This is a genomic window from Enterobacter cloacae complex sp.6700776 (genome assembly GCF_048284255.1).
Lineage (GTDB): Bacteria > Pseudomonadota > Gammaproteobacteria > Enterobacterales > Enterobacteriaceae > Enterobacter > Enterobacter intestinihominis.
This window is the reverse complement of the sequence record NZ_JBLVYK010000029.1, coordinates 1-21,013: the sequence shown is the minus strand read 5'-3', so window position 1 is coordinate 21,013 and position 21,013 is coordinate 1. Positions and strand designations below refer to the sequence as shown.

Sequence of the window (21,013 nt, the reverse complement as noted above, 5' to 3'; positions counted from 1 at the left end):
TTGAACTTTTGCTTTGCCACGGAACGGTCTGCGTTGTCGGGAAGATGCGTGATCTGATCCTTCAACTCAGCAAAAGTTCGATTTATTCAACAAAGCCGCGGTGATGCTTACGGTATGGTGGTTATCAAGTTTTATCCTGATTAGCACCCTTAATGGCTATTTCGATAATCAGGACCGCGATTTTCTGACAGGTAAACTTCAGCTCACCGAAGAGTTTCTTAAAACAGAGACGTTCCGGAACAAAACGGATATTAAGTCATTATCAGAAAAAATAAACGATGCGATGGTAGGGCACAATGGTTTATTCATTTCTATAAAAAACATGGAAAATGAAAAAATTGTTGAACTCTATGCCAAAAATTCTGTTGTTCCAGCGGTCCTGCTTAATAAGTCGGGTGATATTCTCGACTATATGATCCAGACGGAAGAAAATAACACCGTGTACCGCAGTATCTCGCGGCGGGTTGCCGTGACGCCGGAACAGGGTAAAAGCAAACATGTCATCATTACGGTTGCCACGGATACTGGGTATCACACCCTGTTTATGGATAAGCTCAGTACCTGGCTGTTCTGGTTCAATATCGGTCTGGTCTTTATTTCTGTTTTTCTGGGCTGGCTGACCACACGTATTGGTCTGAAACCGCTACGGGAAATGACCAGTCTGGCTTCCTCCATGACCGTACACAGCCTGGATCAGCGTCTTAATCCCGATTTGGCTCCGCCGGAAATTTCTGAGACCATGCAGGAGTTCAATAACATGTTCGATCGCCTGGAGGGGTCATTCCGGAAACTGTCAGATTTCTCGTCTGACATCGCGCATGAGCTGCGCACAGCGGTCAGTAATCTGATGATGCAGACGCAGTTTGCACTGGCTAAGGAAAGGGATGTTTCGCATTACCGCGAAATCTTATTCGCTTACCTGGAAGAACTGAAAAGGTTGTCACGAATGACCAGTGATATGCTTTTTCTGGCACGTTCAGAGCATGGTCTGCTGCAGCTGGATAAACATGATGTGGATCTGGCCGCCGAACTGAATGAATTACGTGAGCTGTTCGAGCCTCTGGCAGACGAAACAGGAAAGACAATCACCGTTGAAGGAGAGGGCGTTGTTGCCGGAGACAGCGATATGCTGCGACGTGCTTTCAGTAACCTGCTTTCCAATGCAATCAAGTATTCTCCCGATAACACCTGTACAGCGATACACCTTGAGCGTGACAGTGACTGTGTGAACGTGATGATTACGAATACGATGTCCGGCCAGGTTCCCGCTAATCTGGAACGTTTGTTTGATCGGTTCTATCGAGCTGATTCATCAAGGGTCCACAACACGGAAGGCGCGGGGCTGGGATTATCAATTACAAGGTCGATCATTCATGCTCATGGCGGCGAGCTGTCAGCAGAACAGCAGGGGCGGGAAATTGTGTTCAGTGTGCGCCTGTTAATGGATTAATCCCGTTCTTCAGGAGAAACCTGGAAGGTGACAAAATTGTCATCATTCAGTCACGCGATAAACAGAGGCGGTTTTTTATAATCATACATAAATCAGGAGCAGAGTGATAACGCAATCGCCTGGTTCCTGGAGTGATGAATAACCCGCCCTGAGATCAAATGCTTTCTCTGTTATAAGCCGTTGATTGTTTGGGTATGAAAACACCGGAGACCCAACCATGAAAAAGATCCTTGTATCATTTGTTGCCATTATGGCTGTCGCTTCATCCGCCATGGCTGCAGAGACAATGAACATGCATGACCAGGTAAATAATGCCCAGGCACCCGCCCATCAGATGCAGTCAACCTCTGAAAAAAGCGCTGTTCAGGGAGACAGTATGACAATGATGGATATGAGCGGACACGATCAGGCTGCAATGTCCCATGAAATGATGCAAAACGGCAACGCTTCTGCCCACCAGGACATGGCGGAGATGCATAAAAAAATGATGAAAGGCAAACCAGGGGCCACCAACGAATCAGCAACGTCATTTTCAGAAATGAACGAGCATGAAAAAGCCGCTGTTGTGCACGAGAAGGCGAATAATGGTCAGTCTTCCGTTATTCATCAGCAGCAGGCTGAAAAGCATCGCAGCCAGATCACCCAGAATTAACCCGCAGCTCCACTTGTTAGACCCTCATTTGACGCCGAAGTCACTGGCTTACGCTCCCGTCCGGGAGCGTTTTTTTTATTCTTTCATTTATCATTGAGTCTTATGGGAATGGATTTAATCAGTTACTTAATCCCTGCCTCAGCAACAAGTCCCGGAAAGAGCAGCTTTATATTCCGGGTTTTTCTGCTCATAACCTCAACGGTGGCGCTTAGGATGTACTTTGTAAGTACCCAGAGTGTGTGTCATCAGTACCGGTGTTAATGCACCAGCCCATTCCAGCCATGTATACCCATGTAAATCCCAACAGCAGCAATCAGGGCGCTTGAAATATAGGGGGCTCTTCTGGCGATGGTATTGAAGCCACTCCAGCGTTTGGCGACCTGACGAACGCTGATCGCCGCACCCACTCCAACCGTTACGAGGGTCAATGCCAGGCCGATACTGAAACAAACAACCAGTGTGGCACCCAGCGTAAGCGCTTTAAGCTGAAGGCAGATCAACAATACAGTTATAGCTGCCGGGCAAGGGATAAGCCCTCCTGTCAGTCCAAATATCAGGATTTGCCCGTTGGTTACTTCTTTCCCGTCGAAGCGGCGTTTTATGTCATTGGCATGAGCCAGTTCGTGAGCGTCCTGATACTCTTTCGAATTCACATCCAGCCCATCAAGCTCAGAGTGGTCATGGTCATGGTCGTGTTCAGCGAACGCCACATCATAGTCATGGACATGACCACGATGTCCCAGAGACAGACGTACGTTGAAACTGTGAGGCTCAGGGATGGGAGATGTTGACTCCAGATAATCACCATGATCAACAAATTCAAAAGTCTGAGAGATCGTACTGTTTTCCCGAAGTGTGGTTAATGAGATATCTTCAGAAGCCCATCTTTGGCCACTAAGAGTGCGTAGCCGCCAGTGGGGAAGTTGTCCTTCTTCAAAAATGGACAGTTCAACTTTTCCATGGCCAGTATCGATCAACCTTGTTTCGTCATGGTGATGATGTTCATTCTCCTGCATTCCCTCCAGCCAGTTTTTCTCACCGCTCCAGGTTCGCCAGAACATCCAAAAAGCCGTACCAAGGATGATCACTGAAGAGACCATCTGTAGCCAGGGTTCGGCTGATTCTGCGGTAAATTTATTACTGATATACATCCCTCCAAAAGCAATCAGCCATACGACTGCAGTGTGCGACAATGTTGCCGCGACACCCAGCATCACGGCCTGACGTACGGTGCCTTTTATAGCAATGATGAATGCTGCCATCATTGTTTTGGAGTGCCCGGGCTCCAGTCCATGAAGCGCGCCAAGCAGAATGGCGCTGGGGATGAAAAACCATGCGTTGCCTTGCTGAAGAAGTGTCGTAAATTCGTTCATGAGAATCATTCTTGGTTATTAAGTGTAGGCCGGATTCTACTCCCCCCCAGTAAAATATACTACCCCCCAGTAGAATAACGCTGGTATAGTTACATAAAATATCCAGGAGAGTGAGAGCCCACATGTCACATACCATCCGCGATAAACAAAAACTGAAAGCACGTACAAGCAAGATCCAGGGGCAGGTTGCTGCGCTGAAAAAAATGCTTGATGAACCTCACGAATGTGCCGCTGTACTGCAACAAATAGCCGCCATACGTGGTGCCGTGAATGGTTTATTGCGTGAAGTGATTAAAGGACATTTGACTGAACATATTGTTCATGAAAGTGAAGAACAGAAACGAGAAGAAGACCTGGACGTTGTGCTGAAGGTTCTGGATTCTTACATCAAGTGACAGTTTGGCTAAAAGCCCTGAGCATTAATTTATCTAAATAACACGTTATCAAGTGACGGTTTTGGGCTGTTTGTAGCGGCATAGTGAGTTTGTTTAATCAATGAGCTTTAAGATGCCCCCCTTCATGCAAGGCAACGCGTACATTTCTGGTACATCTACTTCCCTTACTTTGCTCAGGGCAACCCACATTGTTAAAGCCTCTACTCGCTGACCATCAAAATCACCCAACGTCAGATAATGGAAAAAAATTTTGGATGACATTTTGAAACGTGTCCTCTGCTGTGAACGTCGAGAGATGCTACGCGAGAAAGGAGATGACCTACTTAGTATCCTGTTAAGTAGGTCTATCTGAAGAAGTAGACAACTTTAAAGTCTTTTTCATGTTAAAGGAGACAACTTTAATGTCTGTGTACACCTACCTTTGCTCAAATCAAAATGTTCTGACATACCAAAATGGAGTGTAAAATGACTCAAAACCAGGGTTCTGAGCCAGTACCGGCGAGCCGGACAGGGCAGCTCATCAGCGCCCGGGATATGGCCATGCAGAAATTCGAAGAAGGGATGCGGTTAATCTCGGAAGCGTCGGAACTGTGCGGTCTCTCTCTCTTCACCAGCAGAATTATGCAGCCCAACGCATTTGGTCTTCCGTCGTCACTGGATCGCACCATCGAGGAGGGGCGTAAGGAAATTGACCGTAAAACGTGGAAAAGGCTCTTTGAAGAAATAGGTATGGACCGGTACTGGAACCATAAGCAAAAAGAAGCCTTTAACGAATCCCTACGTACGGATCCGCCCGTCGCTTCCCTGGAGATTGTTAAGGGAACATTACAGCATGCACTGGCTAACAGACGAGACACGCTTGCAGAAGGTTTCGTTGATGTTCTCAACAAGCTTGACCGAAGTTTTAAAAGCAATGCACGGCAATATACAATGCCGAAAAAGCTTGTTCTTCGGGGGATTTTTCCTGGTGTGAACGTACTGAGGTACAACGGTTTCTCGCAGGACAATCACTTTTGTTTACGCGACTTTGAGAATATTGTATGCATCTGTTCTGATACTCCAACACCTGCAACCGGCGGTGGGCTGAGTATGGTCGACAGGCTGACGGCCATGAGAAATACAGATTTCACAGGCGAGGTCTGCGATGAGAATGGCTGGCGGTGTCGCCTGTTTGAGAATGGAAACGTTCATATTTGTATCGACAGTATCTCGCTTCTGAATGCTCTGAACGATCTTATCAGCATATATTTTGCAAACCAGCTTCCGGCCGCAGGAAAAAAATGATGATCGAAAACGATAAAGAAAAAAGCCTGAACGATGCTACCTCGCCAGAGGTGCAGAATGACATCCGCAGCGAATCCACAGAAAAATCAAAGGAAATGGGTCGTTCAAGGTACTCATCTATTGCGATGATCGATTACTTCAATGCAATCGAACGTCTGTGCGAAGAGAAAAAAATTAACCCGGAAAATATCGATCTGAGCTTCAAAGTTCACTGGCTCAGAAACGCTGTTGGCGGCTCGTTTGCAAGGTCACAGGAGATGTTCGCTGAGTACCAGAAGTATGTTAAAGAGGTTCCTGAAGAGGCCCGTTACCTGGATATACCCGATGAGGTGAAGGTTGCACTCGGCGATATTATCTCGTACATCACCTGGCACTACCGTAGAAGCTATACCGCAATACAGAGTGATAGTGTTAAAAAAGCTGAAGCACGTAGCATGCAGCTGGAGGAGGAGGTAACGCAGCTTTTACAGCGGCTTGAGCAAAGCGCTACCGATATGGATGAGCTGAAACTTGAGAATCAGGCGCTACAGGGTCGATTAGAGATCCGGGACAGTACCGTCAAGGAGTTAGAAACAAGGCTGAATGTTGCCGAAGCAGAACTCGAAACCTGCCATCACCAGTTAGATAGCACACGGCATGAATTAAGCCTCGCACAGCAGTCAAATGACTCACTCTCCCAGCAACTGGCTGAACGTAAAACAGAGATCGCTGGTCACCTTGAATATCAAAAAAAGCTGAACGAAGAGATCAACACTCAGCGTTCTGATAATGCCGGTCTTTCCAGACAATGCGACCAGTTAAGTCAGACTGTGTCAGATACAAAGGCAGAGAGGGACAGGTTTGAACAGGAATTGATTGCTGCACAGAACCTCTGTGCTGAGCTGAAAAGTGCACTGTCCGGGAAGGAGGGTGACCTGGTGGCGGTGAATGCCGAGCTTACTGAACTCCATAAACTAAACGAGTCGCTGAGCGCCGACCTGAAAAAAGTAACTTTGGTCAGCCAGGGCTATGAAGCGGAAGTGGCTGAACAAAGCAGTGAATTAAAAACGCTCCAGTCCAAAGTAATGAAGCTGGAAGCTACCCTGGAGGCAGAGAAAACAATCTCAGAATCCCTGAAAGGCACCATTGATACATTGACTGGTGCAATGGCAGGGGGAGGTACTGGAAAGTCAAAACAGCCGCGTAGTAGAAAAACATCATGATAAATGAAGCCAGGTTGATAGACTTCTCTGCATCCCCTGGCACAGTAGACCTTCTGCGGACATTCAGCCCGTCCGCAGGAGTTTTCGTCCTTCAGTCAACAAATGCACTACCTTTTTTGAGTCTCCACTTTCCAGTGCAGAAAACACGTTACCGATTTTACCAACAGCTTGTATCTGAGTGATAACCCCAGTCTTGTAATCATCAAGGATCCCTGACAGGAAAGCGTTCAGTTTTGTCTGTTCGCTTAGTGAAAGCATGTATGACATTTTTTCTCCATTTTAAGCAGGTGTGCCAGTTGAAAGAGGTTTACGTGATTCTGGAAAATGAGGCAGCACCATAGTTTCAGATGCTGTGGTCGCATCCCAGTGCCACCATCCATAAGGCCCATATTCACGGTTGTAATAATCTTTTTTGAGTTGCTTTCGGGCCAGATAAGCAGGAGTGGCCATACCAAATACTTCCATCGGGAACGGCTTATCGCTTTTTGTGTCGAGCAGGTAGAAGTCAGGGAACACCTCACTAATACTCGCATCATAACGCATGGGCTTAACGTACTGCCGGTGCTCTGCATCCAGCTTTTCTGCAACAACCGCCTCATAGGAGGAGTCCAGAGGTATCCAGTTCTCGCTAACGTGCATCAGCACAATTTGATGAGCTCTTACAGAAGGGCCTCTGCCGGTTACCGCAGCTGGTGACGTCAACGCAAAGACAACTATTTTCGCCCCGGATTTCCATGCTGCGTACTCCGATGAAAATCGTTTCTTTACGCTATCCCAATGGCCTTCTGAATTGAAAAAAATCAGCGGTAGCCCCCCAAAATTCCGCAGGGGTAAAAATTTAAGTGGCTTCTCATGCTTTTCAGCATCGTAGCGAGGTAAAACTGACAGGAGCATGAGACGTTTATCACTCATCGCCTGTGATGAAAGACGCTGAATTTGCGACTGAGCGACAGGTTGTTTCGGGTCAGGTACACCAATGAATAAATGGTCACCTATGCAGGCTCTGCCGGTACGAATTTGTTTAGCGGTTTCAAGCAGACGATACCGTACCAGTGAATCGTTACGTTTCCCTGCCATTTTCGGGTACCAGACATTCAGACCAGACTCTGTCCACAAAAGACTAAGCAAGCCCAGGAGGGTCATTGAGGCCTGACCTCCTTCTGGTCGCTGAACATGGGGCAGGGGAGGCACTTCTGATTTTTCAGGAGGATCTTTCTCTGTCATACCGATACCGAGCCTTACAGCCATATCACCTTCGGTTGTAATCCGGACCACACCACTCGCATATCCTTTCAGGCCGGTATGCCGGGCATCAAGGGAGAAGAATACACAGGAAGGATCATGCTCAATGCCCGTGTTAGCGGCTTTGACGAGAATAAAGGCATCACCGTTCGGTAAAGCACGAACATAAAGTCGCTTTTCTCCTTTTCCACGACATCCGCAGGTGATGACTGATTTTTGACCTGAGGTGTGGTGTGCCTTTTTAAGAGCCGACTGCCACCCTTTAGCAAACTCATCCTGCGTTTGAAAGTCAGGTGAGTACCTTTTGACGTTTGGATCGTCGTCGTAAGCAATCATCACTGCGAATTTTTGGCTCATAGTAGTCTCCTAAACAGGAAGTTTAATATCCCAACCAAAGCAACACTTCCTGAGCGTCATACTGTTCCTTTACGCCCATGTCGCTAAAGAATTCTTCGAAATCTGTTTCGGGAACGCAATGCCTGGACAGTTCTTGTAATGCTCGTTCTTTAGATACCGTCTCACCTTCAGCTGATTCGAAATACGTCATGGTTGACCTCTGACATTATTACAACAATCTTAAGCATTTAAATTGATGAAGGAGCTCAGGTCAGCTGACTTCGTCGTAAAACTGCCGCAAGCGCTGGGAGGCTGCAAATTCAATTCGAGACTTCAGCAGTTTGGCGACGGCCGCAAAGACATCAACGACCACGGAGTTCCCAAACTGTCTGTAAGCCTGTGTATTGGACACAGGGATACGGAAAACACTTTCCCCGGGTTTATCGAAGCCCATTAGCCTGCTGCATTCACGTGGCGTTAGCATGCGTGGCCGACGGTCCATGTTGTATGTGTTATGGAAATCAGTTTCTCCCAGCTCATGAGACCAGCCCCGATCAATAAGAATTTCAGATCCGTCTTTCATATAGCGGCTTGAGAGGGTTCTGGTGACACTATTAACATTGGAAGGATCTACTAGTCCAAAACCAAAACCATTGCCTTTTGCCGCATGTTTCTTTGCATAGTTGTATAAGTACTCCCAGAGTTTAGGGGAGAGGATGTATTTACTATCTACGCTCGGATCCAGTAAATCTGAGAGAGAAGGGCGCTTGTCCGGATAAAAGTCTTTAATATCTCTCAGAGTAAAACCGTCTTTCAGACGTAGGTCGCGGCGAAAACCAATAAGGACGATACGTTCACGGTGCTGGGGTCGGAAATGACGGCCATCGATGACTTTAGGATCATCCGCGCCCGTGCTTTCGCTGTTTGCGACGTCGTAGCCAAGCTCATCGAGCGTTTTCATGATGATGTTAAAGGTATTACCCTTATCGTGACTCTTCAGATTTTTTACGTTTTCCAGAACAAAAATTGCAGGTTGTTTTGCCCGGATGATCCTGGCCACATCAAAGAAGAGCGTACCCTGAGTGTCGCACTCGAAACCGTGTTTGCGACCCATAGAGTTCTTTTTACTGACACCGGCGATGCTGAATGGCTGGCATGGAAATCCCGCAAGAAGAACATCATGATCCGGGATAGAGGCATCGATAAATTTGTATGCCTCGTCATCAGTAACCTCGGGCCGGTTGCTAAGAGTGATGTCACGGATGTCTGAATTGAAGCGGTGCTCGTTCTCATCGCAATACCAGTTCGCCCGGTAAGTACGGCTGGAATAAGTATTCCATTCGCTCGTGAAAAGACATTTACCACCGATGGCATCAAATCCGCTTCGCAGTCCACCTATCCCTGCAAACAGATCGATAAAGCTAAAGTGCCTGTCCTCATAATCAGCAGGTCGTGAAGGTATTAAAGTCTGTAGATAGCGTCCATCTGCGATACTCAGATCACAATGCTCAGGTATGCATGTAACCTGACGTTTAAGGGATGCACGGGACCAATTACTGCCATTTTCATCATTTAATACCTGAGCCAGATATTTCAGGTCATAAATAGTCGAAGCTGTTAACAAAGTTTTGTGGATCAGAGATGGTGTTTTATCCACATCATTCAGGTCTGTCTCAAGATCATGAGTGTAACGTTTCATCCAAACTCTCTCAGGAATAATATCTTTGAGATAGATTAACACGCTTAATTTGGATTATTTTTTGGTTCAGGTTCTAAATTTATTGTGATTATTCTGCCTTTAAGTTGCAAAAAGATTGGTTTTAAGCCCGCCCATGAAATAATGACTTGTTAAAATACTGCCTGTAAATAGGCTTGTGGATACATGTCTGTACTCAACAAATTCAGGTGAAATGATGTTTTTTTTTACAAAGTTACTTTTGCCCATCATGATTGTTGTATTCCCAGTGGCGTCCTGGGGGAACTCAACAACTTTTGAGGCAAAGGTGGTTAAGATTGTTGACGGTGACACCATAACTGCGTTGGATGCTCAAAACACAACCATCAAAATACGGATGTATGGTATAGACGCTCCTGAATCTAAACAGGCTTTTGGCCAAAAAGCAAAACAGGCCTTAACCACAGCTATAGCAACTAAAATCGTTACCGTGATAGACCATGGTACGGATATCTATGGCCGTATGTTAGGTACCATCTGGTTAGATGGATATGATATCAATGCCTCTATGGTGGACAGTGGATATGCGTGGGTTTATCGGTTCGAAGATAACGCCATTGTCCCTGGCTATATCAAATATGAATCCGCAGCACAAAAGGAGGCAAAAGGGTTATGGGCAGACACCAACCCTGTCCCACCATGGCAGTGGAGACAGGCAAACGAAAAGCCCAGAAAGGTGAAAGGGAAGAAATAACCATGATGAAAGAGCCTCATCCGTTACTTCAGTTGGTACTAAACGATTCCGGTCGTCTAACCATGCCTGTTTATTATAGAGATCAACAGTATTGCCCGACTTGCCTTACAAAGGTGTTGAAGAGTGAGGATGGAAGTTTGGCGCACCTCGGGGAAATAAATCAAAATACATGTAGACCTTCTATTTCAGTAGTTGTGACAAAAGCAATTATTGAAATGTTATGTGACGGGGAAAAAATATTTGTAAATCCAATACGATACCGAGGCCGGGTGCTGGCACCCTCAGTAATTTTTTCTCCCGACACTCACACTTTCAAACCGTTTATAAATACAGACTATCAGCCTGTGGGAGCAAACTGGAAAAGTGAAAAGGGATATAAACTCGGTCTGTTTTATCTCAAAGATCGAGCCAACTCTATCAATAAAGAGGAATTTGATTTCATTGCCGTTATAGACCCTAAGGCAATGCAGAAAGAATTTATTTCGGCCTGGTCTGAGGTTGATGAAAAAAATCCATTGGAAACGCTGAAGCAGATCTTACGATCTAAAAACAACTCTTCTTTATGGGTAAAATGGCCTGGCAAAATTGAGCATGCGCAAAAAGGAAATTGCAACGAAAATTACTGGTTCGATTATCAATCTGATAATCAGGAAGTGAACTGTACGGTCTCTGTTGTAGGTATCGAAGGTAACAGTTCCGGTGAGACAATTTATAGATTGCAAACTTTGCTAAAGCGTAAGCTCAATGAATATCAACTGGTTCGGTCTTTAGGGACTATTATGCTTCTTGATAATACCGGGAATATGATTCCATCAAACCATCCTTATTTTGAAGTCATCTCAAAAGCATGTATAAATGGAGTGCGTGACTTTGTTCGTCAAAACCCGTGGGTAGTCTGACGGTCAACTATAAAGCATAATATAATTAGTAATAACAAGGAACAGACATGAATGAAAACTCAGTAATCTTAATAAGTTTATTTTGGTTTTTTTTTGGATCGAGTGTTGTAGCTGGTTTTATGGATGCATCATTATATTGCTGGATTTTTGCAGCCATAAGCGCATTGTTTCTTCTTTCGGTGATACAAACACCAAAGGAGTTAACGGTATCTATTCTTCTTGCGGTACTTATGGCAAGCTCCGCAGGTGTTTTCATTCTGGCTTATAAAGTCAAAACGAATGTCGTTTCACCAATCTATCTCTTAAAAAAGCCTACTGCATACATGGCTGAAATAGATAACCGAAGGATTCATGGTTACTAAATATTTTGCAATTGCATCATTTGACGGTCCGGGTTTATTTACCCACAGCATCGACTAATTCAAGAGGTTACATATGATAGTTTCAGAAGCAATTTTTTATTCTTCTATTATTTCCTGGGTTCTTTATTGGTGGTTTATTGGAAATATTACTAAAAAGGTAGGGATGCTTGTTGTTCCACTCACGCTTACCTTCGGATGTTACATTTATGCAATTCATTTGGATGATTCCGAACAGCAAACCAATTTACGTTGGGAGCAGATCGGTTTTATTACCTTTATAATTGTGATAATGTGGGCAGGAAAGTTTGTGATGAAAAGACTATCTGAATGATGATCTAATCCACACTTTTCGATATCTTAGAAAAGTAACTTTGTGAGCAAACAGTCATATGACATGCAAAACGCTGATCTCAAAGACAGATGATGGATACACATTTAGCATTTCACCTTACGAAGACGGGTACCGCTTATCAGTCTCGCCTGAAAATCGTCACAATGGTACCCAAAGCTTTGACGGCTGGTTCCCACGTTTTTTTTCCGAACCACAGTATGCCAAATCATCTTTAACTAAGTTTCTCGGTGAGTCCTTAGTATGGGAAGAAGATTCAAGTAATGCTCTATGAGATTACTTATTATAAATTTTTCTATTAATCTCCATGGAGTGATATATGAATTTGGCCTATTTTTTATTTTTGTCTATAACTGTTATGCTTACGAGCTTTATTATTAAATCACTTGTCGTATTGGTAAAGTTCAAATTACTTCGTGATGAACGTCTCGAATATACCAGCAATAAAAATATTGATGAGATGTACGATTTAATGAATGCGAAGGAAGAAATCCTCATAAGGCATCATAAGCAGATGTTGGCATTGCATCTTTCACTATTAATATTCGTTCTATTTATTGCTTACATTTACTAAAAATAATTTTATTCAACATTTCAACAAAGGGTTTTCAATGGAAAGCTTCGAAACTGAACAAATGATTCAATATGCTTTCTACATAAATATCGTAATAACGACTGGTTTGGCATGGTTTTGCTTGCGGTCAGGATTGCATTACAATTTTTTCAGAAAAGCAGAGAGTGCCAGAACAAAAGGGCTGAGTAGTACCTCTACTGAACACGGTCCAGCAATTGTGAGAATAAAGAAGCTACAAGCATTAGTAGATTTTATTAGTAACTGTGCTTTTCTAATCCTTTCAATTGGCACAGCTTATATTTTGTATTTTTGGATCCACAGTTAACTCATACAAGGTAACTTCGGCAAATAACAACTTCTAATGCAGGACTTTAATAACTATAACGGATGCTACATGAAAAACGACAGTTTAATTACGCGGTATAAAATACTTAAAGGCGAACGCGATGAGTCTATCTTCACCATAATAATCGCGCTAGTAGTAAAGCTGGGGCTGGTAGCCCTGGCATTCTATCTGTTGCTTGGTTCCACGATTGATTGGTCAAGCTGGAAAACCTATGCCGCCATGTTGATCTTTGGAGCATTTCTCTAAAAGGATGACCACGGCAATACCAGGTCAGACAACAAGGTCGTTAGCATGATCGTTGGAAGCAACGGAAGCACCTTGAAAAAGGTCGGCAGCACTATAAAATCCATCAGCAATGCACACAAATAAACTACTGGTATCTTAAAATGAAAGTGAAAGAGTTGATCGCCATGCTGAACGAAAGAGACCCTGAGGCAATTGTTCTGATTTCCGGCTATGAAACGATCGGCGGCACGGAAGTCGCAGAAGCTGATTTGCTCATTGATATGCAGTCAATATGCTTAGAACAGGCTGATAATCTCACAGGAAACCGTAAAGTTGTTTCTTCCGGTGGTGAAGATTCAGTTTGGTTAGGCTGGAAAGATGATTACCGTACAAAGGTGTTTTTAGAAGATGCCCAAATTCCTGATCAAGATGAATGACGGTCAGCGTTGGCTTCAAAGGCAATCTATCAGTACGTGAAACGTAAATGTTAAAAAATAACCACATATGAATCAATAACTTATGTCAAAGCTAAGTAGAGATGTCCGGGGTGGGGCAAAGTTCAAATGTCCTTTGATAATATTGAATTCCTGGATAAAAATCGCATCTTAACCTCTTCGTTTGAGTACCTTGTTGGGTTGACCCCGTATTCGCTTTATTTGTAGTATTGGGCTGCTTTGAAGTGTTTCATGTTCAAACGCGACGTGTTCTGTAAGTTCTTCCTGACAACAGAGCCGACAATATATACACATCCGCTATGGAGAATCTGACAACCGCTATGCGTATTACGCCACCCTGAGTTTTTCCTTCCTCTGTCGTACTGAGCAAGCCTCAGCACGCACTCAATAACATCCCGTCTGCGGATGTGCTTTACCGTACGTAAAAATGTAGCCCTCCAGGGCTGACTGTATCTAAAAACTGAGAAATTACTATGTTGCTGTCCTCGACGCGTAAGGACTGGCTGGGTAACGTCCGTGGTGACGTTCTGGCCGGTATTGTTGTCGCGCTCGCACTCATTCCAGAAGCGATCGCCTTTTCCATTATCGCCGGTGTTGATCCCCAGGTGGGCCTCTACTCGGCGTTCTGTATTCCTCTCGTTATGGCCTTCTTTGGCGGACGTCCGGCGATGATTTCGTCCTCCACCGGTGCAATGGCTCTCCTGATGGTGACGCTGGTGAAAGATCATGGCTTACAGTATTTACTGGCTGCCTCCATACTGACCGGGGTATTCCAGCTGATAGCCGGATATCTGAAGCTTGGCGGGCTGATGCGTTTTGTTTCACGCTCAGTGGTCACGGGGTTTGTTAATGCACTGGCAATACTGATTTTTATGGCCCAGTTGCCTGAGCTGACCAATGTGACATGGCATGTTTATGCCATGACTGCGGCAGGGCTGGGGATCATCTATCTCTTCCCTTATATCAACAAAACCATTCCTTCACCGCTTGTGTGCATCGTGGTGCTGACTGGGATTGCCATGTGGCTGCATCTGGATGTGCGAACCGTCGGGGATATGGGGAAACTTCCCGACAGTCTGCCGGTCTTCCTGCTCCCGGACGTGCCTTTAAATCTTCAGACGCTGCTCATCATCCTGCCATATTCTGCGGGGCTTGCGGTGGTTGGCCTGCTTGAGTCGATGATGACCGCCACTATCGTGGATGACATGACCGACACGCCAAGCGACAAAAACAGGGAGTGCAAAGCTCAGGGCATCGCGAACATCTGCACATCCTTTATCGGAGGAATGGCAGGCTGCGCGATGATTGGGCAATCTGTTATCAACGTAAAATCCGGTGGACGCGGACGACTTTCAACCCTCACGGCGGGCGTGGTGCTGCTTTGCCTGATTGTGTTCCTGCGCAACTGGGTCTCCCAAATTCCGATGGCAGCGCTGGTCGCGGTGATGATTATGGTTTCCATCGGGACATTCTCCTGGCGCTCCATTGCCAACCTGCGGACACACCCCCTTTCAACCAGCGTGGTCATGCTTGCCACCGTCGCGGTTGTGGTGGCAACACATAATCTGGCCTTCGGTGTGCTGACCGGTGTACTGATTGCTTCGCTCAATTTTGCCACTAAAGTATCCCGGTTCATGCGTGTAACCTCAGTTCTGGAGGGGACGAGCCGGACGTATACCGTCACCGGCCAGGTATTCTTTGCATCAGCAGACCGCTTTACGAGCCACTTTGATTTCCGTGAAGCGATTGAGAATGTGGTGATAGACGTTTCACATGCCCATTTCTGGGACATCACGTCCGTCAGCGCCCTGGATAAGGTGGTCATTAAGTTCCGTAGAGAGGGCGCCGGGGTTGAAATACGTGGGATGAATGAAGCCACCCGCACCATCGTTGACCGGTTTGGTGTTCACGATAAACCTGAAGAAGTCGAAAAACTGATGGGCGGTCATTAACAGACTGGAGGGAAAACTATGAATAATACTGTTACAGCCTGTGTGGACGGTTCACTTTCAACGCGGTCAGTGTGTGAATATGCGGCGTGGGCAGCCCGCACTTTGCAATCACAGCTAGCACTGTTGCACGTTATCGAAAAAGACAGCACCCCGGTAGTGTCAGACCTGACCGGCACTCTCGGCATAGACAGTCAGCAATTGCTGACCGATGAGCTGGTAGAAATTGAAGGGCAACGTAATCGCCTGCTGATGGCCCAGGGGAAAGCAATACTGGAAAGTTGTGCTGAACTGCTTCAAAAACAGGGAAGCCCGGATGTGCTTTTGATGCAAAAACACGGTACACCGGATGAAGTTCTGGCAGAGCTGAGCGACCTTCGTCTCATGGTGCTGGGGCGTCGGGGTAGCCAGCATCCGGTAGGCTCTCATCTGGAAAGCGTTATTCGTCTGCAAAAGAAACCCCTACTGGTTGTTCCGGAGAACTACTCAGTGCCTTCCAGAGTCATGCTGGCTTATGATGGCAGTGAAGAAAGCAGGAGTAACCTGGAACGTCTGACGATGAGTCCCTTACTCAGGGGGCTGGAGTGCCACCTTGTCATGGTAAACGGTAAGAAGGAAGAGCTGCTGACCGCACAGCAAATTTTACGTGACGCGGATATAGAAAACAGCACAACACATCTTACCGGGCAATCAGTCGGGGACGCGCTTATTCGTTACGCCGAGGAAAATGCTGTCGATCTGATAGTGATGGGGGCCTACGGTCATTCCAGGTTGCGGCAGTTCTTTATCGGTAGTCATACCTCCGAAATGCTGCAAAAGACGCAACAACCGCTTCTTATCCTCCGTTAGCACTGATTATCTTAAATAAAAAAGGGCGAGTTCTCTCGCCCTTCGTCACAAGAACACGTTTAGTTCAGCCGGTTACCTTTTTCATCAACTACCTTCTCACCGTCCTCTTTCGTGAACGCGCTTTTCTGCGCATCGGGAAGAATATCCAGCACGACTTCAGAAGGGCGGCATAGCCGGGTACCCAGCGGCGTTACCACGATAGGGCGATTGATCAGAACAGGGTGCTGCAACATAAAATCGATTAACTGCTCGTCAGTAAAGCGGTCTTCCGCCAGCCCTAACGCTTCAAAAGGTTCGACATTCTTACGCAGCAGCGCTCGTACCGTGATCCCCATATCCGCAATGAGTTTTACCAGCTCAGCTCGTGATGGTGGGGTTTCAAGATAATGAATAACGGTCGGCTCTGTACCGCTGTTGCGGATCATTTCAAGGGTATTGCGTGACGTGCCGCAGGCCGGGTTGTGATAAATGGTAATGTTGCTCATATCAGTATCTCATTACAAAGTGAAAGACAGACGAAGCGCCAGTGCTGCAAGCGTGACAAACAGCACGGGGATTGTCATGACAATGCCCACCCGGAAGTAATATCCCCAGGTAATTTTGATATTTTTCTGCGACAGAACGTGCAGCCACAGTAACGTTGCCAGACTGCCGATAGGGGTAATTTTTGGCCCCAGGTCGCTGCCGATGACGTTGGCGTAAATCATCGCTTCTTTGATAACACCGGTCGCTGTGCTGCCATCAATCGACAGCGCCCCGACCAGCACGGTCGGCATATTGTTCATCACTGATGACAGGAAGGCCGTCAGGAAGCCCGTACCCAGCGTTGCCGCCCACAATCCCTGCTCTGCCAGCTGATTCAGCAAGGAAGAGAGATAGTGGGTCAGACCGGCATTTCGTAAGCCGTAGACCACCAGGTACATCCCCAGCGAGAAGATAACGATTTGCCAGGGCGCACCACGCAGCACCTTACCGGTGTTAATGGCATGCCCTTTTTTCGCAACAGCAAACAGAAGCAATGCACCAGCGGCTGCGACCAAACTGACCGGTACGCCCAGCGGCTCCAGTCCGAAGAATCCCACCAGAAGCAACACCAGAACCAGCCAGCCGGTTTTAAAGGTATTCACATCACGTATAGCGTCTTTCGGTTCTTTCAACAGAGAAACGTCGTAAACGGCGGGAATGTCCTTACGGAAAAACAGATGCAGCATCACCAGCGTAGCCGCAATCGCGGCCAGGTTAACCGGGACCATCACGGCGGCATATTCTGAGAAACCAAGCTTAAAGAAATCCGCCGAGACGATATTCACCAGGTTTGAGACAATCAGTGGCAGGCTTGCCGTGTCAGCGATAAACCCTGCGGCCATGATAAACGCTAAGGTTGCTCCCCGGCTGAATCCCAGCGCCAGCAGCATCGCGATAACGATAGGTGTCAGGATCAGTGCCGCACCGTCGTTGGCAAACAGTGCCGCAACCATCGCACCAAGCAGGACGATCCAGGTGAAGAGCAGCCGCCCCCGGCCATTCCCCCAACGGGCAACGTGCAGCGCGGCCCATTCAAAGAAGCCGGATTCGTCGAGCAGAAGACTGATGATGATCACGGCGATAAAGGTGGCGGTCGCATTCCACACTATCTGCCAGACCACCGGAATATCCCCCAGATGAACGACGCCAGTCAGCAATGCCAGAATTGCGCCCAGTGAGGCACTCCAGCCAATCCCCAGCCCTCTGGGTTGCCAGATAACCAGGACGAGCGTGAATAAAAAGATAGCACCAGCCAGTAACATCAGAAACTCCATTCACATTTGTTTATTCGGATATATATATCGCCATCAGCAGGAGACAGATGCCACGCTACTGAGCTTGTTGCGTATGTTTTCTCGTTCACAGTTCCAGGCTGTATCAATAATACCCGCAGCCCATGCTGGCATGTGTGGCGACAGTCGGTAATGCACCCATTTTCCTTCGCGACGGTCGATGACCAGCTCGGCTTCACGTAAAAGGGCCATATGGCGAGAAATTTTTGGCTGAGACTCTGCGGTTGCCGCACAGATGTCACAGACGCACATTTCACCGGACTCCCTGAGAAGCATCACGATAGTTGAACGGGTCTCGTCGGCGAGCAGTTTAAAAAGCTGAACAGGCTGTAGCATGCTTAACCTCGTAAAAAAATAACAATACATATGGTATTTCATATGTGATAACTTTTAAAGCATAGCTTATGAAATGGAGATTTTTTATGACCGACTTACCAGCAATCGAACCGGCTTATTTTGATGATGCGCTTGCCAGCAAACTTACGGGCAACAACGAAACCATGCCGCGAATTCTCATCCTGTACGGTTCAGTACGAGAGCGGTCCTACAGTCGTTTTGCAGCGGAAGAGGCCGGGCGGTTGCTGGCAAAGATGGGGGCTGAGGTGAAAATATTTAACCCATCCGGTCTGCCGTTACCCGATGATGCGCCCGAAAGTCACCCCAAAGTGCTTGAACTCCGCGAGCTGGTCAGGTGGTGTGACGGAATGGTCTGGAGTTCTCCGGAAAGACATGGCGCCATGAGCTCGGTGATGAAGGCCCAGATTGACTGGATACCCCTGAGTGAAGGTGCTGTTCGTCCTTCCCAGGGTAAAACGCTGGCCGTCATGCAGGTTTGTGGTGGTTCACAGTCGTTTAACACGGTCAATCAGATGCGGATACTTGGCCGCTGGATGCGGATGTTCACCATCCCCAATCAGTCGTCAGTGCCAAAGGCATGGCAGGAATTTGATGATGAAGGGCGCATGAAACCCTCACCCTGGTATGACAGGATTGTCGACGTTACCGAAGAGTTGTTCAAAATGACGTTACTCCTGAAAGGGCACACAGCCTACCTGTCCGACCGCTACAGCGAAAGGAAAGAGAGTCATCAGGAGCTCGCGGCACGGGTCAATCAGGACAAAATCTGACAGCCAGGCATGCCCGGATGGATTACCGGGCTTTAAATCGGTTTCTTCCCAAATATCTCTTCAGAGCGTGACTGAAGTTTCACCAGGGCATTGAACATATCGTCCTGATCCAGGGAACGCTGGGATTTCTTCGTCGTGGGAGCTTTACGCCTGCGAGAAGGGCCGTCTCCGGATGGTACGGATTGCGACCGGTTATTATCCCGCTCGGCCTGGACCAGCTGCGCCATTTCCAGGGCCCGCCCCAGACGTTTGTTATCCACAATGGCCCCCTGATCGATTTCAGAAAGCTTGTCATAGGTGGAGTAGGGAAGTGATACGCCATTAAGCCGGAGCTCTTTATGTCCATCCGGGTAATGCCAGACATCGATGTATTTACCAATCGCCCGACGACTGAATTCGCTGTCTTCAATCAGATAAAGGACTTTGTCGTATTGCACTGTGAGTGATTTCGACACTTTACGAGCTTCACGCCAGTTAAATACCATATCAAGATCGTCATCGACATCCAGTTCCCGATGAACATCAAACGCCTGGCGAGGCGCTTTTGCGAAACGACGGTTGTAATCGTTCATGAACTCTTCGGCAAATGCGTTCGCAGCTTCCATGGAACTGATGCCCTGGAGCCTGAGCTCCTTGACCAGTCGGTCCTGAAGCGTCAGGTGCGCCCGTTCAACGCGGCCTTTGGCAGCACTGGTTTCTGCACAAATGGTCTGAATGTTCAGTTCATGCATCGCACGGCCAAACTGGGTATCGCCGTCGCCGCCGGTTGCATTTTTATTGTTGATCCTGAATACGCTGGCTTTGTCGCTGTACAGCGCAAGCGGTTTGCCATGTTTTTCAATATAGCCCCGGGTCGCTTCAAAATAGGTGAAAGTAGACTCAGATTTCACGAAAAGAAGCTGCATTAAACGACTGGTTGCGTCATCAACGTAAACCAGTGCCGTACACTTAGGTCCCCGATTTTCAAACCAGTGGTGGTCGCAGCCGTCGATTTGTATGAGTTCACCGGCACAGGCACGGCGGTAACGAGGTTGCTGAATTTTTGGCGCACGTTGCTTACGTGGGACCCACAGACTGGCCTGAGTCATCAGCTTACGGACGGTTTCTTTGGAAAGATGAACACCGTGCACCTCAGACAGTTTTTCACAGGCCAGCGTCGGACCGAAATCGTTATAGCGTTCGCGAATAATGTTCAGCGCGTATGCGGCCAGTCCTTGAGGCAACTGGTTGTTACTGGATTTACCACGACGGCGGCTGGTCATGCCAATCGGACCATCTTCACGATAACGCGCAAGCAGACGACGGCACTGACGGTCGGAGATACCAAGCCGCTGAGCTGCCATTTGTGTTGTCAGACGCCGGTCGATGACATCCTGAATGATTTTGAGTCGGTTAACTTCATCCAATGTGAAAAACTCCGCTGCGAGAGCCGTCATGGTAATCCTTACTTGATTATACACGCCGGACATCTTAACTTAGCCATTATCGGACATTACAACTTTGCTACTACAACTTATGTCAAGGCTCAATTGAAATGTCCGTTATCCAGCTCAATTAAAATGACCACTTTGATCTCTCATTCTCTTTACTGATAGACTTGGCTTTGTTGAATAAATCAGATTTCGGGTAAGTCTCCCCCGTAGCGGGTTGTGTTTTCAGGCAATACGCACGCTTTCAGGCATACCTGCTTTCGTCATT

24 protein-coding genes are annotated in these 21,013 nt (G+C 47.0%); 14 read left to right on the top strand and 10 right to left on the bottom strand.

Annotated elements, in window-relative coordinates; all coding sequences use genetic code 11:
• Window positions 1-65, bottom strand: a 65-nt coding sequence (locus tag ACNQ0T_RS22295; protein WP_223226701.1) for a hypothetical protein, incomplete at its 3' end; no start/stop codon positions are given.
• A 38-nt stretch (window positions 66-103) separates the two neighbouring features.
• Between ACNQ0T_RS22295 and pcoS the strand changes: the two genes are divergently transcribed.
• Together pcoS and ACNQ0T_RS22285 are read left to right on the top strand one after the other, a co-directional pair.
• Window positions 104-1,450 (top strand): copper resistance membrane spanning protein PcoS, encoded by a 1,347-nt coding sequence (pcoS, locus tag ACNQ0T_RS22290; RefSeq protein ID WP_004248839.1) that lies wholly within the window; start codon window positions 104-106, stop codon window positions 1,448-1,450.
• 217 nt (window positions 1,451-1,667) lie between these two features.
• Window positions 1,668-2,102: a hypothetical protein gene (locus tag ACNQ0T_RS22285; protein WP_000723070.1), complete on the top strand. Its 435-nt coding sequence runs from the start codon at window positions 1,668-1,670 to the stop codon at window positions 2,100-2,102.
• 257 nt (window positions 2,103-2,359) lie between these two features.
• Here ACNQ0T_RS22285 and ACNQ0T_RS22280 read toward each other — a convergent pair whose 3' ends face one another.
• Entirely contained in the window at window positions 2,360-3,475 is a 1,116-nt protein-coding gene (locus tag ACNQ0T_RS22280) for a nickel/cobalt efflux protein RcnA (RefSeq protein ID WP_001572377.1), read from the bottom strand.
• Window positions 3,476-3,597: 122 nt separating this feature from the next.
• Here ACNQ0T_RS22280 and rcnR point away from each other — a divergent pair, with 122 nt between their 5' ends.
• The 3 genes from rcnR to ACNQ0T_RS22265 all read left to right on the top strand — a co-directional run bounded on the left by rcnR (window position 3,598) and on the right by ACNQ0T_RS22265 (window position 6,356).
• Window positions 3,598-3,870, top strand: a complete 273-nt coding sequence (gene rcnR, locus ACNQ0T_RS22275) for a Ni(II)/Co(II)-binding transcriptional repressor RcnR (protein WP_000019951.1) — start codon at window positions 3,598-3,600, stop codon at window positions 3,868-3,870.
• A gap of 465 nt (window positions 3,871-4,335) precedes the next feature.
• Entirely contained in the window at window positions 4,336-5,154 is an 819-nt protein-coding gene (locus tag ACNQ0T_RS22270; RefSeq protein WP_000193207.1) for a DUF4942 domain-containing protein, read from the top strand.
• On the top strand, window positions 5,151-6,356 hold the full coding sequence (locus ACNQ0T_RS22265) for a hypothetical protein (RefSeq protein ID WP_001371952.1): 1,206 nt from the start codon (window positions 5,151-5,153) through the stop codon (window positions 6,354-6,356). Before ACNQ0T_RS22270 ends, ACNQ0T_RS22265 begins: the two co-directional genes overlap by 4 nt.
• A gap of 63 nt (window positions 6,357-6,419) precedes the next feature.
• Here the strand turns inward: ACNQ0T_RS22265 and ACNQ0T_RS22260 are convergent, their stop codons facing one another.
• From ACNQ0T_RS22260 to ACNQ0T_RS22245, 4 genes are read right to left on the bottom strand one after another with little or no spacing between them, the layout of a single operon-like run.
• Window positions 6,420-6,623 (bottom strand): hypothetical protein, encoded by a 204-nt coding sequence (locus tag ACNQ0T_RS22260; protein WP_000121164.1) that lies wholly within the window; start codon window positions 6,621-6,623, stop codon window positions 6,420-6,422.
• 12 nt (window positions 6,624-6,635) lie between these two features.
• A complete protein-coding gene (locus ACNQ0T_RS22255) occupies window positions 6,636-7,955 on the bottom strand; it encodes a DUF1173 family protein (RefSeq protein WP_000078513.1) in 1,320 nt (439 codons plus the stop codon).
• A 22-nt stretch (window positions 7,956-7,977) separates the two neighbouring features.
• On the bottom strand, window positions 7,978-8,145 hold the full coding sequence (locus tag ACNQ0T_RS22250; RefSeq protein ID WP_000220758.1) for a hypothetical protein: 168 nt from the start codon (window positions 8,143-8,145) through the stop codon (window positions 7,978-7,980).
• A gap of 60 nt (window positions 8,146-8,205) precedes the next feature.
• Complete coding sequence (locus ACNQ0T_RS22245; RefSeq protein WP_000833380.1) at window positions 8,206-9,633, bottom strand: DNA cytosine methyltransferase; 1,428 nt, start codon at window positions 9,631-9,633, stop codon at window positions 8,206-8,208.
• Window positions 9,634-9,847: 214 nt separating this feature from the next.
• On the opposite strand from ACNQ0T_RS22245, the gene ACNQ0T_RS22240 reads away from it, so the two are divergent.
• The 8 genes from ACNQ0T_RS22240 (at window position 9,848) to ACNQ0T_RS22205 (ending at window position 16,371) form a co-directional block, all read left to right on the top strand.
• Window positions 9,848-10,363, top strand: coding sequence for a thermonuclease family protein (locus ACNQ0T_RS22240; RefSeq protein WP_000464825.1), 516 nt, complete (start codon window positions 9,848-9,850; stop codon window positions 10,361-10,363).
• A 2-nt stretch (window positions 10,364-10,365) separates the two neighbouring features.
• Window positions 10,366-11,262 carry a hypothetical protein gene (locus ACNQ0T_RS22235; RefSeq protein ID WP_000975181.1) on the top strand — a complete coding sequence of 299 codons (897 nt, stop codon included), beginning with the start codon at window positions 10,366-10,368 and terminating at the stop codon, window positions 11,260-11,262.
• A gap of 47 nt (window positions 11,263-11,309) precedes the next feature.
• Window positions 11,310-11,624, top strand: coding sequence for a hypothetical protein (locus tag ACNQ0T_RS22230; RefSeq protein ID WP_001005009.1), 315 nt, complete (start codon window positions 11,310-11,312; stop codon window positions 11,622-11,624).
• 73 nt (window positions 11,625-11,697) lie between these two features.
• Window positions 11,698-11,955 (top strand): hypothetical protein, encoded by a 258-nt coding sequence (locus ACNQ0T_RS22225; protein WP_000637193.1) that lies wholly within the window; start codon window positions 11,698-11,700, stop codon window positions 11,953-11,955.
• Window positions 11,956-12,941: 986 nt separating this feature from the next.
• Window positions 12,942-13,139: a hypothetical protein gene (locus ACNQ0T_RS22220; protein WP_001371914.1), complete on the top strand. Its 198-nt coding sequence runs from the start codon at window positions 12,942-12,944 to the stop codon at window positions 13,137-13,139.
• Window positions 13,140-13,279: 140 nt separating this feature from the next.
• On the top strand, window positions 13,280-13,555 hold the full coding sequence (locus tag ACNQ0T_RS22215; RefSeq protein ID WP_000864986.1) for a hypothetical protein: 276 nt from the start codon (window positions 13,280-13,282) through the stop codon (window positions 13,553-13,555).
• A gap of 491 nt (window positions 13,556-14,046) precedes the next feature.
• The gene (locus tag ACNQ0T_RS22210) at window positions 14,047-15,525 is read left to right on the top strand and encodes a SulP family inorganic anion transporter (protein ID WP_000927306.1); all 1,479 of its coding nucleotides are present in this window, start codon (window positions 14,047-14,049) and stop codon (window positions 15,523-15,525) included.
• A gap of 18 nt (window positions 15,526-15,543) precedes the next feature.
• Window positions 15,544-16,371, top strand: coding sequence for a universal stress protein (locus ACNQ0T_RS22205; protein ID WP_001066652.1), 828 nt, complete (start codon window positions 15,544-15,546; stop codon window positions 16,369-16,371).
• A 59-nt stretch (window positions 16,372-16,430) separates the two neighbouring features.
• Here the strand turns inward: ACNQ0T_RS22205 and arsC are convergent, their stop codons facing one another.
• Genes arsC through ACNQ0T_RS22190 form a run of 3 tightly spaced genes read right to left on the bottom strand, consistent with a single transcriptional unit; the run spans window position 16,431 to window position 18,524 of the window.
• The gene (gene arsC / locus ACNQ0T_RS22200; protein ID WP_000065802.1) at window positions 16,431-16,856 is read right to left on the bottom strand and encodes a glutaredoxin-dependent arsenate reductase; all 426 of its coding nucleotides are present in this window, start codon (window positions 16,854-16,856) and stop codon (window positions 16,431-16,433) included.
• A gap of 12 nt (window positions 16,857-16,868) precedes the next feature.
• The gene (locus ACNQ0T_RS22195) at window positions 16,869-18,158 is read right to left on the bottom strand and encodes an arsenic transporter (RefSeq protein ID WP_000922628.1); all 1,290 of its coding nucleotides are present in this window, start codon (window positions 18,156-18,158) and stop codon (window positions 16,869-16,871) included.
• A gap of 45 nt (window positions 18,159-18,203) precedes the next feature.
• Window positions 18,204-18,524, bottom strand: coding sequence for a transcriptional regulator (locus tag ACNQ0T_RS22190; RefSeq protein ID WP_000941305.1), 321 nt, complete (start codon window positions 18,522-18,524; stop codon window positions 18,204-18,206).
• An 86-nt stretch (window positions 18,525-18,610) separates the two neighbouring features.
• On the opposite strand from ACNQ0T_RS22190, the gene arsH reads away from it, so the two are divergent.
• Window positions 18,611-19,315, top strand: coding sequence for an arsenical resistance protein ArsH (gene arsH, locus ACNQ0T_RS22185; RefSeq protein ID WP_256633779.1), 705 nt, complete (start codon window positions 18,611-18,613; stop codon window positions 19,313-19,315).
• 32 nt (window positions 19,316-19,347) lie between these two features.
• Here the strand turns inward: arsH and ACNQ0T_RS22180 are convergent, their stop codons facing one another.
• A complete protein-coding gene (locus tag ACNQ0T_RS22180) occupies window positions 19,348-20,751 on the bottom strand; it encodes an ISNCY family transposase (RefSeq protein ID WP_000125668.1) in 1,404 nt (467 codons plus the stop codon).
• Window positions 20,752-21,013 lie beyond the last annotated feature (262 nt).